This window comes from Geodermatophilus sabuli (genome assembly GCF_900215145.1).
Taxonomy (GTDB): Bacteria; Actinomycetota; Actinomycetes; order Mycobacteriales; family Geodermatophilaceae; genus Geodermatophilus; species Geodermatophilus sabuli.
Map to the genome: position 1 here is coordinate 431,352 of NZ_OBDO01000002.1, position 14,990 is coordinate 446,341.

General features: G+C 74.3%; 15 protein-coding genes. 12 read left to right on the forward strand and 3 right to left on the reverse strand.

The features are described 5' to 3' along the window. Nucleotides 1–13: 13 nt before the first annotated feature. The 4 genes from CRP39_RS07720 (at nt 14) to CRP39_RS07735 (ending at nt 4,171) form a co-directional block, all read left to right on the forward strand. Nucleotides 14–1,216 (forward strand): cell division protein PerM, encoded by a 1,203-nt coding sequence (locus CRP39_RS07720; RefSeq protein ID WP_097205762.1) that lies wholly within the window; start codon nt 14–16, stop codon nt 1,214–1,216. Between the two features lie 89 nt (nt 1,217–1,305). Beyond that, on the forward strand, nt 1,306–1,923 hold the full coding sequence (purN, locus tag CRP39_RS07725; RefSeq protein ID WP_097205763.1) for a phosphoribosylglycinamide formyltransferase: 618 nt from the start codon (nt 1,306–1,308) through the stop codon (nt 1,921–1,923). Then, nucleotides 1,920–3,470 (forward strand): bifunctional phosphoribosylaminoimidazolecarboxamide formyltransferase/IMP cyclohydrolase, encoded by a 1,551-nt coding sequence (gene purH, locus CRP39_RS07730; protein ID WP_097205764.1) that lies wholly within the window; start codon nt 1,920–1,922, stop codon nt 3,468–3,470. The genes purN and purH overlap by 4 nt, the downstream gene beginning before the upstream one ends. Before the next feature lie 62 nt (nt 3,471–3,532). Beyond that, complete coding sequence (locus CRP39_RS07735) at nt 3,533–4,171, forward strand: pentapeptide repeat-containing protein (protein WP_245853665.1); 639 nt, start codon at nt 3,533–3,535, stop codon at nt 4,169–4,171. Between the two features lie 7 nt (nt 4,172–4,178). On the opposite strand, the gene CRP39_RS07740 is transcribed toward CRP39_RS07735, so the two are convergent. Next, complete coding sequence (locus tag CRP39_RS07740; protein ID WP_097205766.1) at nt 4,179–4,826, reverse strand: hypothetical protein; 648 nt, start codon at nt 4,824–4,826, stop codon at nt 4,179–4,181. Nucleotides 4,827–4,926: 100 nt separating this feature from the next. Here CRP39_RS07740 and CRP39_RS07745 point away from each other — a divergent pair, with 100 nt between their 5' ends. The 4 genes from CRP39_RS07745 to CRP39_RS07760 all read left to right on the forward strand — a co-directional run bounded on the left by CRP39_RS07745 (nt 4,927) and on the right by CRP39_RS07760 (nt 8,433). Further along, the gene (locus CRP39_RS07745; RefSeq protein ID WP_097205767.1) at nt 4,927–5,796 is read left to right on the forward strand and encodes a bifunctional methylenetetrahydrofolate dehydrogenase/methenyltetrahydrofolate cyclohydrolase; all 870 of its coding nucleotides are present in this window, start codon (nt 4,927–4,929) and stop codon (nt 5,794–5,796) included. After that, entirely contained in the window at nt 5,796–6,095 is a 300-nt protein-coding gene (locus CRP39_RS07750; protein WP_097205768.1) for a DUF3017 domain-containing protein, read from the forward strand. The genes CRP39_RS07745 and CRP39_RS07750 overlap by 1 nt, the downstream gene beginning before the upstream one ends. Before the next feature lie 55 nt (nt 6,096–6,150). Beyond that, nucleotides 6,151–7,104, forward strand: a complete 954-nt coding sequence (mdh, locus tag CRP39_RS07755; RefSeq protein WP_097205769.1) for a malate dehydrogenase — start codon at nt 6,151–6,153, stop codon at nt 7,102–7,104. A gap of 114 nt (nt 7,105–7,218) precedes the next feature. Then, nucleotides 7,219–8,433, forward strand: a complete 1,215-nt coding sequence (locus CRP39_RS07760) for an NADP-dependent isocitrate dehydrogenase (RefSeq protein WP_097205770.1) — start codon at nt 7,219–7,221, stop codon at nt 8,431–8,433. Between the two features lie 129 nt (nt 8,434–8,562). Here CRP39_RS07760 and CRP39_RS27440 read toward each other — a convergent pair whose 3' ends face one another. Further along, complete coding sequence (locus CRP39_RS27440; RefSeq protein WP_245853680.1) at nt 8,563–9,543, reverse strand: CAP domain-containing protein; 981 nt, start codon at nt 9,541–9,543, stop codon at nt 8,563–8,565. A 212-nt stretch (nt 9,544–9,755) separates the two neighbouring features. Between CRP39_RS27440 and CRP39_RS07770 the strand changes: the two genes are divergently transcribed. Further along, nucleotides 9,756–11,075 carry a hemolysin family protein gene (locus CRP39_RS07770; protein WP_097205772.1) on the forward strand — a complete coding sequence of 440 codons (1,320 nt, stop codon included), beginning with the start codon at nt 9,756–9,758 and terminating at the stop codon, nt 11,073–11,075. 99 nt (nt 11,076–11,174) lie between these two features. Here CRP39_RS07770 and galE read toward each other — a convergent pair whose 3' ends face one another. Beyond that, nucleotides 11,175–12,131, reverse strand: coding sequence for a UDP-glucose 4-epimerase GalE (gene galE, locus CRP39_RS07775; RefSeq protein ID WP_097205773.1), 957 nt, complete (start codon nt 12,129–12,131; stop codon nt 11,175–11,177). Between the two features lie 51 nt (nt 12,132–12,182). Between galE and hisC the strand changes: the two genes are divergently transcribed. From hisC to CRP39_RS07790, 3 genes are all read left to right on the forward strand, one after another. After that, a complete protein-coding gene (gene hisC, locus CRP39_RS07780) occupies nt 12,183–13,295 on the forward strand; it encodes a histidinol-phosphate transaminase (protein ID WP_097205774.1) in 1,113 nt (370 codons plus the stop codon). Nucleotides 13,296–13,358: 63 nt separating this feature from the next. Beyond that, nucleotides 13,359–14,381 (forward strand): tryptophan--tRNA ligase, encoded by a 1,023-nt coding sequence (gene trpS, locus CRP39_RS07785; protein ID WP_097205775.1) that lies wholly within the window; start codon nt 13,359–13,361, stop codon nt 14,379–14,381. Continuing rightward, nucleotides 14,378–14,947, forward strand: a complete 570-nt coding sequence (locus tag CRP39_RS07790; RefSeq protein WP_097205776.1) for a 2'-5' RNA ligase family protein — start codon at nt 14,378–14,380, stop codon at nt 14,945–14,947. Before trpS ends, CRP39_RS07790 begins: the two co-directional genes overlap by 4 nt. The last annotated feature ends 43 nt before the right edge of the window (nt 14,948–14,990 follow it).

Sequence of the window (14,990 nt, forward strand, 5' to 3'; positions counted from 1 at the left end):
CGACAGTGGGGGAGTGGTCTCCCTGCTCGCACGCCTGACCCTGCCCGGGCAGCAGGAGCCGGGCGCCGGGCGGCCGTGGCAGCCCGCCGTGCTCGCCGCCGTGGCCGCCCTGGCGGTCTCGGTCCTCGGCCTGCTCGGGCTCGGGCTCGCCGTCGTCGTCGTGCAGACGCTGGACCCGGCCGGCGGGTTGCCGGTCGGGGGGGCGGCCCGGCTGGCCGGTCAGTTGTGGCTGCTCGCCCAGGGCGGTGGGCTCACCGTCGCCTCCGGGCCGCTCGTGCTGGCCCCGTTGCTGCTCACCCTGGCCATCGCCTGGGGCCTGTCCAGCGCCGGCCGCGGGGTCGTGCGGGCCTGCGACGTCAGCGGGGTGCGGGGCGTGGCCGCCGTCCTGGGCCCCCTCGCCGCCGCCCACACCGTCATGGCCGTCCTGCTCGCCCTCGCGGTCGACGACGCCGGTGCCCGCGTCGACCTGCTCCGCTGCACCCTCGGGGCGGCCGTGCTCGCCGTCGTCGCCGCCGGATGGGGGACCGCGCGGGAGTTCGGCCTCCTGGACCACGTGCTCGACCGGTTGCCGCCACCGGTCCGGCCGCTGCTGCGCGCCGTGCTCGCCGGGTTCCTCGCTGCGGTGGCGTGCGGGCTGGCCGTGGTCGCCGTGGCCCTCGCCGCCGACGCCCGTGGCTACGCCGCCCTCTCCGGTTCCCTCGGCGGTTCGGGCGCCGGCGTGGTCGGTCTCCTGGCCCTCGGGGTCCTGCTGCTGCCCAACGCCGCGGCCGCCGCCATCGGGCTCGCGGCCGGCCCGGGGTTCGCCGTCGGCAGCGGCACGCTGGTGTCGGTGCACGGCGTGACCCTGGGGGCCGTGCCGGCGCTGCCGTTGCTCGCGGCGCTGCCCGACACGCAGGCGGTGCCGCTGGTCGCGCTCGTCGCGCAGGTGGTGCCGGCGCTGGCCGGGCTGGTCGCCGGCGTCACGCTCGGTCGCCGGTTCGACCAGGGCGGCGCCGACGGCGGTTCGGTCGTCGCCGGGCTCTGGGGCGTGCTCGCGGGGGCCCTCCTCGGGGTCGCCTGCGGCCTCCTGGCCTGGATCGGCGGTGGGGCGCTCGGCGACGGTGCACTGGCGGAGGTGGGCGCGCCCGCGGTGTCCACCGGACTGGCCTTCGCGGCGCAGGCGGGGATCGCCGCGGCGGTCGGGGCCGCCGTCAGCCGCTGGCGGGCCCGGGGCTGAGAGCGGACCCCCTCGCCCCCCACCGCTCGCGGCGGGCCATTGCGAGGGGGCCGGGGAGGGGGTGCTGTGGCCCGGTTAGGGTCACAGGCGTGCCCGCACCCGAGCCGTTCCCGCGGGCGCGGGTCGTGGTCCTCCTCTCCGGCACCGGGTCGCTGTGCGCGGCGCTGCTGGCGGCCACCGACGACCCGGGCTACCCCGCGACGGTCGTCGCCGTGGGCAGCGACCGCGACGCCGAGGGGCTCGAGCACGCCCGCCGCCGCGGCATCGCCACCTTCACCTGCCGGCTGCGCGACCACGCCGACCGGACCGCCTGGGACGCCGCGCTGGCCGCCGCCATCGCCGAGCACCGGCCCGACCTGGTCGTCTCGGCCGGGTTCATGAAGATCGTGGGGTCGGCGGTGCTGGCTCGCTTCGGCGGGCGGCTGGTGAACACCCACCCGGCGCTGCTGCCCGCCTTTCCCGGCGCGCACGCCGTGCGGGACGCGCTCGCCGCGGGCGTCGAGGTCACCGGCAGCACGGTGCACCTGGTCGACGCCGGCATCGACACCGGACCGGTGCTCGCCCAGCGCGAGGTGCCCGTCCTCCCGGAGGACGACGAGGCCCGGCTGCACGAACGGATCAAGACCGTGGAGCGGAAGCTCCTGGTGGACACGGTGGCGCGGCTCGTCACCGGCCACGCTGGGAACGACACGGAGGAGCCCCGATGAGCGACCGCACCCCGATCCGCCGGGCCCTGCTGGGCGTGTACGACAAGACCGGCATCGAGGAGCTCGCCCGCGGGCTGGCCGACGCCGGGGTGGAGCTGGTCAGCACCGGTGCCACCGCGCGCCGCATCGCCGACGCCGGGGTGCCGGTCACCCCCGTCGAGCAGGTCACCGGCTTCCCGGAGTGCCTCGACGGGCGGGTGAAGACCCTGCACCCGGGGGTGCACGCCGGCATCCTGGCCGACCGCCGCAAGCCCGAGCACGTCCGGCAGCTCGAGGAGCTCGGGATCACGCCCTTCGACCTCGTGGTGGTCAACCTCTACCCGTTCACCGAGACGGTCGCCTCGGGCGCCACCGCCGACGAGTGCGTCGAGCAGATCGACATCGGCGGCCCGGCGATGGTGCGGGCAGCGGCCAAGAACCACCCGTCGGTCGCCGTCGTCGTCGACCCCGGCCGGTACGGCGACGTCCTCGCGGCGGTGTCCGCCGGCGGCTTCACCCTGGGGGAGCGGCAGCGGCTGGCCGCGGCGGCCTTCCGGCACACCGCGGCCTACGACATCGCGGTGGCCTCCTGGATGGGCAACGTCCTGGCGCCGGACGACGAGTCCGGGTTCCCCGCGTGGGTGGGGGCCAGCTGGGAGCGCGCCGACGTCCTCCGCTACGGCGAGAACCCGCACCAGCGTGCGGCGCTGTACCGCAGCTCCGAGCGGGGCCTGGCGCACGCCGAGCAGTTGCACGGCAAGCAGATGTCCTACAACAACTACGTCGACACCGACGCCGCCTGGCGGGCCGCGCACGACCACACCGACCCCTGCGTGGCGATCATCAAGCACGCCAACCCCTGCGGCATCGCCGTGGGCCCCGACATCGCCGCCGCGCACCGCAAGGCACATGCCTGCGACCCGGTGTCGGCCTTCGGGGGCGTGATCGCCGCCAACCGCGAGGTGGACCTCGCCATGGCCGAGCAGGTCGCCGGCGTCTTCACCGAGGTCGTGGTGGCGCCGTCGTTCACCGACGACGCGGTGGAGGTGCTCACCGCGAAGAAGAACATCCGCCTGCTGCGGCTCCCCGACGCCGGCCGGCCGGCCACCGAGCTGCGGCCGGTCAGCGGCGGGCTGCTGCTGCAGGTCACCGACCGGGTGGACGCGCCCGGCGACGACCCGACCACCTGGACGCTGACCACCGGGCAGCCGCTGGACGCCGCCGGCCTCGACGACCTCGTGTTCGCCTGGCGCAGTGTCCGCGCCGTCCGCAGCAACGCGATCCTGCTCGCGCACGAGAAGGCCACCGTCGGCGTGGGCATGGGCCAGGTCAACCGCGTGGACGCCGCCCGTCTCGCCGTCTCCCGGGCGGGGGACCGCGCCGCCGGTGCGGTCGCCGCCTCCGACGCCTTCTTCCCCTTCGCCGACGGCCTGCAGGTGCTGATCGACGCCGGCGTGCGGGCGGTCGTGCAGCCCGGCGGGTCGGTGCGGGACGAGGAGGTCATCGCCGCGGCGGCGGCCGCGGGCGTGCCGCTGTACCTCACCGGGACCCGCCACTTCGCGCACTGATGGCGGACCCTCCCGCCCCCCGCCCCTCGCCGGCTCGCAGCGGGCCCCTGCGCGAGGGCCGCGTGCCGTCCACCGGGCCGCGCCCGCACGTCCGCCCCCCCGAGGCCGGTGCCGAGGTCGAGGGCCAGGACCTCGCCCGGGTGGACTGGTGGGGCGCCGAGCTCGACGGGGTGACCTTCACCCGCTGCCGCTTCGACGACGCCGGGCTGGAGGAGCTGGTCACCCGCCGGTGCGTGTTCGAGTCCTGCGTGCTGACCGGCGTCCGGATGGGCGGCTCGCGGCACCTGGGCTCGGCGTTCCTCTCCTGCCGGTTCGACCGGGCGCGGCTGTTCGACGTCACCTGGGACGGCTGCAAGCTGACCGGCTCGCAGTTCCCCGGCGCGCAGGTGCGCCCCATGACGTCGACCGAGAGCGACTGGAGCTGGACGAACCTCCGCGGCGCCGACCTCTCGGGGCTGGACCTGTCCGGTCACCGGTTCCGCGAGGCGGACCTCACCGACGCCGACCTGCGCGAGTGCGACCTGACCGGCGCCGACCTCGACCGGGCCCGGCTGCAGGGCGTCAAGCTGCGCGGCACCGACCTGCGCGGCGCGTCGACCGACGGGGTCAACTGGCTGGCGTTCGAGCTGACCGGCGTCCGCCTGGACCTCGTGCAAGCCGTCCAGTTCGCCCGCGCCCACGGCGCCCTCGTGAGCGACTGAGGGACGGTCACCTCCTCGGGCTGGTCACCATCGCCTTGAGCGCGCCCAGCAGTCCCAGCGCCGGGACGGCGACGGCGAACCAGAAACCGGTGTCGAAGGTGGCCCTCTCCCACCCGGCGTCGGCCAACGGCACGAGCACCCCGGCGAACGCGACCAGGCTCACCAGCAGCGCCAGCACGCCGAGGAAGCGGTGCGAGCGAGCCGGCAGCAGCACCAGGATGCCGAGCACGAGCAGCACCGCACCGCCACCGACGACGGCCACCGGCTGCCACATCCCGTCGGCGAACACGCCGGCCACGTCGCGGCCCAGGCCCTCCACGCCGCGCCGGACCAGGTCCAGCCCGGTCAGCTCGCTGGTGCTGAGCCAGCGCAGCAGCAGGCTGACGCCGGCCGCGACGCCGGCCAGCACGAGCAGCAGCCCGGCCAGGGCGTCCGGACGGCGCACCGTCACCGGCTTGGTCGAGTACTGCGGCGCGGTCGACGAGGCGGGAGGCTGTCCGGGCGGCACCGCGGTGGGTGGCGCACCACCCGCGTAGCCGCCGTACCCGGCGTCGGGACGCGCGCCGCCCACCGGCTGGAGGCCCGGTGTCGTCTGCTCCCGCCAGTCGTCGGCGCCGCGCTGCGTGCCGGCCGGGGACTGGTCGCGCTCGGTCATCTGCTCTCCTCGCGGGTCGGCAGGCGGGGAAGCGCCCGCTGCCCGCGAGCCTAGGGCCGCCCTGGCGTCCGGCGGAGGGCTCTCGGGCAGACTGTCGGACGTGCCCGCGACGATCCTGGACGGCAAGGCGACCGCAGCAGCGATCCGGGCGGAGCTGACCGACCGGGTCGCCGCCCTCACCGCCACCGGTCACCGGCCCGGCCTCGGCACCCTGCTCGTCGGCGACGACCCCGGCAGCCGCTGGTACGTCAACGCCAAGCACTCCGACTGCGCGCAGGTGGGCATCGCCAGCATCCAGCGCGAGCTGCCCGCCACCGCCACGCTCTCCGACGTGCTCGAGGTCGTCGACGAGCTCAACGCCGACCCGGCCTGCACCGGCTACATCGTCCAGCTGCCGCTGCCGCGGGGGATCGAGGCCAGCGTCGTCCTCGAGCGGATGGACCCGGCGAAGGACGCCGACGGACTGCACCCGGTGAACCTCGGCCGACTGGTCCTCAACGTGCCCGGCGCGCTGCCGTGCACGCCGGTCGGCATCGTGGAGCTGCTGCGCCGGTACGACGTGCCGATCGCCGGCGCCGAGGTGGTCGTCGTCGGCCGCGGCATCACCGTGGGCCGGCCGCTGGGCCTGCTGCTCACGCGTCGCAGCGAGAACGCCACGGTGACCCTGTGCCACACCGGGACCCGTGACCTCGCCGCGCACCTGCGCACCGCCGACATCGTGGTCGCCGCCGCCGGCGTGCCCGGTCTGGTCGGCCGTGACCTGGTCAAGCCGGGCGCCGCCGTCCTCGACGTGGGGGTGAGCCGGGTCGACGGCAAGATCGCGGGGGACGTCGCCAAGGACGTCGTCGAGGTGGCGGGGTTCGTGGCGCCCAACCCCGGCGGGGTCGGCCCGATGACCCGAGCGATGCTGCTGCAGAACGTCGTCCTGGCCGCCGAGCAGGCCGCCGCCGTGGACGTCCTCACCGCCTGATGTCGCGCCCGCCGCTCTACACCCGCCGGCCGTTCCTGGCCGGCCTCCTCCGGCAGCTGCCGTTGCTGCTGGTGCTGGTCGGGGTGGCGGTGGGGCTGGGCATGGTCGCGTTCGAGTACTGGCGGCGGGGGCTCGTCGTCGTCGGGGTGGCGCTGGTCGGCGGTGGGCTGCTGCGGCTGCTCCTGCCGGTCCGGCGGGTGGGCTTCCTCGCCGTCCGCAGCCGGCCGGCGGACGTCGTCCTGCTGGCCGGGGTGGGGGTCACGCTGGCCGCGTTCGCCCTCGCGATCCCCGGTGAGTGAGGTGCCTCGGCACCCGACCGGGCGCTGAGGGCCACCCAGCGATAGGTTGGCCGCCATGGCAGAGCAGCCCAGGAACGGCAAGGTCACCGTCGTCGGTGCCGGCTTCTACGGCTCGACCACCGCCCTCCGCCTCGCGGAGTACGACATCTTCGAGACCGTCGTGCTCACCGACATCGTCGAGGGCAAGCCCGAGGGCATCGCCCTCGACATGAACCAGTCCCGGCCGATCGAGGGCTTCGAGACGGAGGTCGTCGGTGTCGGCGGCGGGTCGTACGAGGGCACCGAGGGCTCCGACGTCGTCGTGATCACCGCGGGGCTGCCACGCAAGCCCGGCATGAGCCGGATGGACCTCATCGAGACCAACGCCAAGATCGTCCGCCAGGTCGCCGAGAACATCGCGCAGACCTCGCCGGACGCGGTGGTCATCGTGGTCTCCAACCCGCTGGACGAGATGACCGCGCTGGCCCAGCTGGCCACCCAGTTCCCGAAGAACCGTGTCATGGGCCAGGCCGGGATGCTCGACACCGCCCGGTTCACCAACAACGTCGCCGAGGAACTCGGCGTCCCGGTGGCCTCGGTGCGCACCCTCACCCTCGGCTCGCACGGCGACACGATGGTGCCGGTGCCCTCGCGCTGCACCGTCGACGGCAAGCCGCTGGCCGACGTGATGGCCGCGGACCGCATCGAGCACCTGGTCGACCGCACCCGCAACGGGGGCGCCGAGGTCGTGGCGCTGCTGAAGACCGGCTCGGCCTACTACGCGCCCTCGGCCGCCGCGGCCCGCATGGCCCGCGCCGTCATGGAGGACTCCGGCGCCGTGATGCCGGTGTGCGCCTGGGTGGACGGCGAGTACGGCATCTCCGGGGTGTACCTGGGGGTCGAGGCCGAGATCGGGCGCGAGGGTGTCCGCCGGGTCGCGGAGGGCGACCTGACCGAGAGCGAGCTGGCCGGGCTCCGCGAGGCGGCCGAGGCCGTGCGCGCCAAGCAGGCCGACGTAGCCGACCTCTGACCGACCCGATCAGAGGTGCAGAGAGGGAAACGCAGAGTGCGCGAGCGTGCGAGCGCACCCATGGACACAGCAGCGGCCGCGAACGCGGCCGACGAGCGCTAGCGAGGAGAACGCGTGAGCAAGATCAAGGTCGAGGGGAAGATCGTCGAGCTCGACGGCGACGAGATGACCCGGATCATCTGGCAGTTCATCAAGGACCAGCTGATCCTCCCGTACCTCGACGTCGACCTCGAGTACTACGACCTCGGGATCGAGAAGCGCGACGAGACCGACGACCAGATCACGGTCGACGCGGCCAACGCCATCAAGGAGCACGGCGTCGGCGTCAAGTGCGCGACGATCACCCCGGACGAGGCGCGGGTCGAGGAGTTCGGCCTCAAGCGCATGTACCGCTCGCCCAACGGGACGATCCGCAACATCCTCGGCGGCGTCATCTTCCGCGAGCCGATCATCATGTCGAACGTGCCGCGGCTGGTGCCGGGCTGGACCAAGCCGATCGTCGTCGGCCGTCACGCCTTCGGTGACCAGTACCGCGCCACCGACTTCAAGTTCCCCGGCGAGGGGACGCTGACGATCACCTTCACGCCGAAGGACGGCTCGGCGCCGATCGAGCACGAGGTGTTCCAGTCGCCCGGGGGCGGCGTGGCCATGGCCATGTACAACCTCGACGAGTCGATCCGCGACTTCGCCCGGGCCTCGATGAACTACTCGCTGCAGCGCGGCTACCCGCTGTACCTCTCGACGAAGAACACGATCCTCAAGGCCTACGACGGCCGGTTCAAGGACCTGTTCGCCGAGGTGTTCGAGGCCGAGTTCAAGGGGAAGTTCGACGGCGCCGGCCTCACCTACGAGCACCGTCTCATCGACGACATGGTCGCCGCCTCCCTCAAGTGGGAGGGCGGCTACGTCTGGGCCTGCAAGAACTACGACGGTGACGTGCAGTCCGACACCGTGGCCCAGGGCTTCGGCTCGCTCGGCCTCATGACCTCGGTGCTGATGAGCCCCGACGGCCGCACCGTCGAGGCCGAGGCCGCGCACGGCACGGTGACCCGGCACTTCCGCCAGCACCAGCAGGGCAAGGAGACGTCGACCAACCCGATCGCGTCGATCTTCGCCTGGACCCGGGGCCTGGCCCACCGCGGCAAGCTGGACAACACCCCCGAGGTGACCCGCTTCGCCGAGACGCTGGAGAAGGTCTGCATCGACACCGTCGAGGGCGGCCAGATGACCAAGGACCTCGCGCTGCTGATCAGCAAGGACCAGCCCTGGCTGACGACCCAGGACTTCCTGGCGGCCATCGACGCCAACCTGCAGAAGGCCATGGCCTGAGAGCGGACTCCGTCCTCGTCACCCCGCGCTCGGGGTGGACCCCAGCGGCCCTCTCGCCTCGCGGCGAGAGGGCCGCTGCCGCGTTCGGGAGCTGGTCACCGGCCGTCGGCGGAAGCGGGCCGGAGCGGGTCAGGCGCCGAAGAGCTGGGTCCACCAGGGGCCGCCGGGCCCCTCGGCCACGCCCACGCCCAGCTTGGTGAGCTCGCAGTCGAGGATGTTGGCCCGGTGGCCGGAGCTGGTCATCCAGTCCTCCATCACCGCGGCCGCGTCGGGCTGGCCGTAGGCGATGTTCTCCGCGCGTGCGTAGCCGACGCCGGCCTTCTCGGCCCGGTCGAAGGGGGAGAGGCCCTCCGGCGTGTCGTGCGAGAAGTAGTCGCGGTCGCGCATGTCGGCGCTGTGCGCCCGGGCGACGGCGGCCAGCGCGCTGTCGGCGACGAGGGGTGCGCAGCCGGCGGTGGCGCGAGCCTGGTTCACCAGCGTCAGGACCTGTCCCTCGGTGCCCGGGGCGGCCAGCGCGGCGGGGGCGGCCCGCGGCGCGGGAGCCGGGGCGGGGGCGGCCCGCGGCGCGGGAGCCGGGGCGGGAGCCGGGGACGTGGCGGACCCCGGTCGCTCGGGGCTCTCCTCGGCCTTCTGCTCGGCGGGCTCGGCGGGCTCGGCGGGCTCGGCGGGCTCGGCGGGCGCGGTGGGCTCCGACGCCGAGGTGGTCTCGCCGGCAGCCGCTGCGGGCGCGGCGCTCTCCTCCGACGGCTCGGCGGCGGGCGCCGCGGGCGGTGCAGGGGACTCCGCCGGGGCCTCGGCGGCGGGGGCGCCGTCCACGCCCATCTGCACCGTGCCGCCCCCGGACGTCGACGGGGCGGACGACGTCCGGCCCGAGCGTGCCGCGCCCGAGGAGGCCGCGCCCGCGGCCGCGGCGGACTCCAGGGCGGCGCGCTCCGAGGAGCTGGTCACGACGCTCGACACCACCGGGACGGCGAACGCGATGCCCGCGACCGCGAGGACCACCGCCAAGACCGGCAGGACGCGGCGCAGGCCGAACGCGCGGGTGAGGACGGAGACCCAGCGGCCGAGCGCTGCGGCGATCCGCGAGGAAGGCGGGCGACCCGCCGGCATGTGGTGCACGAGGTAACCCTCACGAGTTGCTAGATCACGGATCGTTACTTTGGGCAGAGTAGCCGTAGGCACTCCGTGATCGGCACCGTGCTGTGCGCAACATCACATCACGTTCGGCTTCACCTCTCCACGGCGACCTCCGGTGGGCGCGCCTGGCGGGGGCAGGCAGCATGGACCCGTCCCATCTGCCCCGACCGAGGAGCGCGCCGCCGGTGAGCGACGTCTGGCTCAACATCGTCATGGTCGTCGTCTTCGTGCTCGTCGGCGGTGCCTTCTCCGGTGCGGAGATCGCGCTGGTGAGCCTGCGCGAGTCCCAGGTGCGCGCCATGGCCGACAACGCGGGGCGGCGCGGCAAGGCCGTGGCGCGCCTGCTCAGCGACCCCAACCGCTTCCTCGCGGCCGTCCAGGTCGGCGTCACCCTGGCCGGGTTCTTCTCCGCGGCCTTCGGTGCCAGCACCCTGTCCGCGCCGCTGGCCGACCGGCTCGAGGGCCTCGGCGTGAGCGAGCGGCTGGCGGGCACGCTGGCGCTGGTCCTCGTCACCATCGCCATCAGCTACCTGTCGCTGGTCGTGGGCGAGCTGACCCCGAAGCGGCTGGCCCTCCAGCGCGCCGAGGGCTTCTCGCTCCTCGTCGCCGCCCCGCTCAACGGCATCGCCACGCTGTTCCGGCCGGTCATCTGGCTGCTGTCGGTCTCGACCAACCTGCTGGTCCGCCTGCTCGGCGGTGACCCGAAGGCCAGCGGGGAGGCGATCAGCCAGGAGGAGCTGCGCGACCTCGTCGCCGCGCACGAGTCGCTGAGCACCGACGAGCGCCGGCTGATCGGTGAGGTGTTCCGCGCCGGCGACCGCGAGGTCCGCGAGGTCATGACCCCGCGCACCGAGGTCGACTTCCTCGATGCGTCGATGACCGCCAGCCGCGCCGCCAAGCAGGTGCACGACTCCAGCCACTCGCGCTACCCGGTCGTCGGCCGGGACGAGGACGACGTCGTCGGGTTCGTGCACGTGCGCGACCTGTTCCTGCCCCACCACCCCGCCGGGCGGGCGGCGACCGTCGGCGACCTCGTCCGGGAGGTGAAGCGGTTGCCGGGCACCGCGGGTGTCCTCACCGCGCTGTCGGAGATGCGCCGGGAGAACCACCACCTCGCCATCGTCATCGACGAGTACGGCGGCACCGACGGCATCGTCACGCTCGAGGACCTCATCGAGGAGGTCATCGGGGAGATCTACGACGAGTACGACGAGGACGTCACCGAGGAGGGCGCCGACGTGCCCGGCGGGCCGTCGGAGGTCGACGGCCTGCTCAACCTCGACGACTTCCGCGAGGCCACCGGGGTGCAGCTGCCCGAGGGGCCGTACGAGACGGTCGCCGGGTACGTGCTCGCCGAGCTCGGCCGGCTGCCCGACGTCGGGGACGCCGTGACGGTCGGGGGCCGCACCCTCACCGTGCTCGAACTGGACGGGCGCCGCATCGCGCGGCTGTCGGTCAGCCCGGTCCCCGACCCGGAGCCGGCCGTCGTCGACCCCGAGGCGTAGGAGGACCCCGTCCTCCTCACCGCTCGCAGGCTCGCGGCGAACCTCCGGACGGGGCCGAACCGGGACGGGGTCGCGGCGGCACCCTGCGCAGCGGCCGCCTCAGGCGCGCTTCTGGGTGGTCTCCCAGGCGTCCCGGACGATGCCGGCCAGGTCGGCGTGCTTCGGCGTCCAGCCCAGGTCGGCGCGGATCCGGTCGCTGGAGGCCACCAGCTGCGCGGGGTCCCCGGCCCGGCGTTCCCCGACGACGACCGGCACGGGGTGCCCGGTGACCTCACGGACGGCGTCGACGACCTGCTGCACCGAGAAGCCGGTGCCGTTGCCCAGGTTGTAGATGCGGTGCTCGCCCGGTGCCGGTGCGGTCAGCGCGAGCAGGTGCGCGTCGGCGAGGTCGGCGACGTGGATGTAGTCGCGGATGCAGGTGCCGTCCGGCGTCGGGTAGTCCTCGCCGTAGACGGTCATCGCCTCGCGGGTGCCGGCGACGACCTGCAGGGCGATCGGGATGAGGTGGGTCTCGGTGGTGTGCCGCTCGCCCCGGCCGTAGGCGGCGCCGGCCACGTTGAAGTAGCGCAGGCTGACCGCGGCGAAGTCGTACGCGGCGGCGTACGAGGTCAGCATCGCGTCGACGGCGAGCTTCGTGGCGCCGTAGGTGTTGGTCGGCCGGGTGGGGGCGTCCTCGCGGATGGGCACCTGCTCCGGCTCGCCGTAGGTCGCCGCGGTGGAGGAGAAGACGATGCGGCGGCAGTCGGCCGCCCGCATGGCCTCCAGCAACGCCAGTGACCCCGCGACGTTGGTGTCCCAGTAGATCTCCGGCTGGACCTGCGACTCCCCGACGAGGCTCTTCGCCGCGAAGTGGAGGACCGCCTCGGGGCGGACGTCGGCCAGCACGGGCGCGGAGTCGTGCAGCGAGGCCCGCACGAACGCCGCACCCTCGGGCACCGCGTCGGCGTGACCGGTGGAGAGGTCGTCGAGCACGGTGACCTCGTGGCCGCCCGCGAGGAGGGCGGCCGTGACTACGCTGCCGATGTAGCCGGCCCCACCGGCGACGAGTACGCGCATGCGCCCACCCTAGAGACGGTCCACGGGCGGCGCGGTCAGGAGGCGGAACCAGTGGTCAGCGCACGACCGGCGGTGCAGCAGCTGCCCGCCTACAAGCCGGGGCGCAACCCGGCCGACCTCGCCCGCGAGATCGGCGTCGCGCAGGCGGTCAAGCTGGCCAGCAACGAGGTCGCCTTCCCGCCGCTGCCCGCCGTCGTCGAGGCCCTGGCCGGTGCGGCCGCGGAGACCAACCGCTACCCGGACAACGGTGCCGTCGTCCTCACCCGGGCGCTGGCCGAGCGCTACGGCGTCGACCCCGCGCAGGTGGTCACCGGCTGCGGCGCGGTCATGCTCTGCCAGCAGCTGGCCCAGTCGTTCAACGACCCCGGCACGAGCATCGCGTTCGCCTGGCGCTCGTTCGAGATGTACCCGCTGCTGGCCCAGGTCGCCGGCGCCCGCTCGATCCAGGTGCCGCTGGTGCCCGGCCGCCCCGGCGGGCCGGCCGACACCCACGACCTCGACGCCCTCGCCGCGGCGGTCGACGACACCACCCGCGTCGTCTTCGTGTGCAACCCCAACAACCCGACCGGGACGGCGGTGCGCCGCCGGGAGCTGGAGCGCTTCCTCGACGCCGTCCCCGCCGGGACCCTCGTCGTCCTCGACGAGGCCTACCGCGAGTTCGTCACCGACCCCGACGTCCCCGACGGGCTGGAGCTGATGCGCGGGCGGCCCAACGTGGCCGTGCTGCGCACCTTCTCCAAGGCCTGGGGGCTGGCCGGCCTGCGGGTCGGCTACCTGGTGGCCGAGGACCCCGCGGTGGCCGACGCGGTGCGCCGGACCCACGTGCCCTTCAGCGTCTCCTCCCTCGCCCAGGCGGCGGCCGTCGCCGCGCTGGCCAGCGAGGACGAGGTGCGCCGGCGGTGCGCGGCGGTCACCGCCGAGCGGGAGCGGCTCACCGCGGCTCTGCGCGAGCGCGGCCTCGACGTCTCCGACAGCCAGGCCAACTTCGTCTGGCTGCCGGTGGGGGAGCAGGCCGCCGGCCTGGCCGCCGCGCTGGAGGCGCGGGCGGTCATCACCCGTCCGTTCGCCGGGGAGGGCGTCCGGGTCACCGTGGGCACGTCCGAGGAGGACGACGCCTTCCTCGCCGCGCTCGACCAGGTGCGCTCCGCCACGCCGGTCGCGTGACCCGCCGTCGGTGACGAGGGCGTTCGGGAGGCGCGGCGCGGCGTCCCCACGGCGGCTGGTTTGATGACCGACGTGCCTCTTCCCCGTGTGCTCTCCGGCATCCAGCCGACGGCGGGTTCGTTCCACCTCGGCAACCACCTGGGCGCGCTGCGTCAGTGGGTGGCGTTGCAGGAGACGACGGAGGCCTTCTACTGCGTGGTCGACCTGCACGCGATCACCGTCCCGCAGGATCCTGCGGAGCTGCGGCGCAACAGCCTCGTCTCGGCCGCGCAGCTGCTCGCGCTGGGCGTCGACCCCGAGCGCAGCGCCCTGTTCGTGCAGAGCCACGTGCCCGAGCACCTGCAGTTGTCGTGGGTGCTGGAGTGCCTCACCGGCTTCGGCGAGGCCAGTCGGATGACCCAGTTCAAGGACAAGAGCCAGCGCGAGGGGACGGCGGGGACGACCGTCGGCCTGTTCACCTACCCGGTGCTCATGGCCGCCGACATCCTGGTCTACCAGGCCCAGCAGGTCCCGGTCGGCGACGACCAGCGCCAGCACCTGGAGCTGACGCGCGACCTCGCGATCCGCTTCAACGGCCGCTTCGGCGACACCTTCCCGGTGCCCGAGGGGGTCATCCCGGAGGGTGCGGCGCGGGTGATGGACCTGCAGTCCCCGGACAAGAAGATGAGCAAGAGCCTCCCGCCGGCCGGCTGCATCTTCCTGCTCGACGACCCCAAGGTGACGGCGAAGAAGATCCGCTCGGCGGTCACCGACACCGGCCGGGAGGTCGTCGCGGACCCGGTGGAGAAGCCGGGCATCACCAACCTGCTGACCATCCACAGCACGCTGTCCGGGTCGACCGTCGCGGAGCTGGAGGAGCGGTTCGCCGGGCGCGGCTACGGCGACCTGAAGAAGGAGCTCGCCGAGGTCGTCGTCGACTTCGTGACGCCGGTCCGCGCGCGCACCCAGGAGCTGCTGGACGACCGGGCCGAGCTCGAGCGGGTGCTGGCCGCCGGTGCGGCCCGCGCCCGGGAGGTCGCCGTCGGGACCGTCGCCGCCGTCTACGACCGGGTCGGCTTCCTGCCACCCACCGGAGCGGGCGCATGAACGACGACACCTTCGTGCTGCGCAGCCGCACCGTGCGGCCGGAGACCGCCGTCCTCGGGGTGGTCGTCCCCATCCCGGAGCCGTGGTCACAGCTGTTCGTCGACTGGCGGACCAAGGTCGGCGACCCGCAGGCCAGCCTGGTCCCGCCGCACGTCACGCTGCTGCCGCCGACCGAGGTGGCCGCCGCCGACCGGCCGGCGATCAGCGCCCACCTGGCGTCCGTGGCGGCCAGCCACCCGCCCTTCGACATGCACCTGTCGGGCACCGGAACCTTCTCGCCGGTCTCGGAGGTGGTGTTCGTGGCCGTGGCCCGGGGCATCGGCAACTGCGAGCTGATCGCCAACGACGTCCGGTGCGGGCCGCTGGACCGGTCGCTGTCCTACCCGTACCACCCCCACGTGACCGTCGCGCACGACGTCCCGGCCGACATGCTCGACCTCGCCTACTGCGGCCTGGCCGACCTCTCGGCGCAGTTCCGGGTGGCGCACTTCACCGAGTTCGAGCAGAACGCCGACGGGTCGTGGGTCGTCGCCCGGGAGTACCCCCTCACCGGTCCGGCGCGCTGAAGCGTCCCCAGGGTCGCCCACCGTGCGGCCGGGCCGCAGGCTG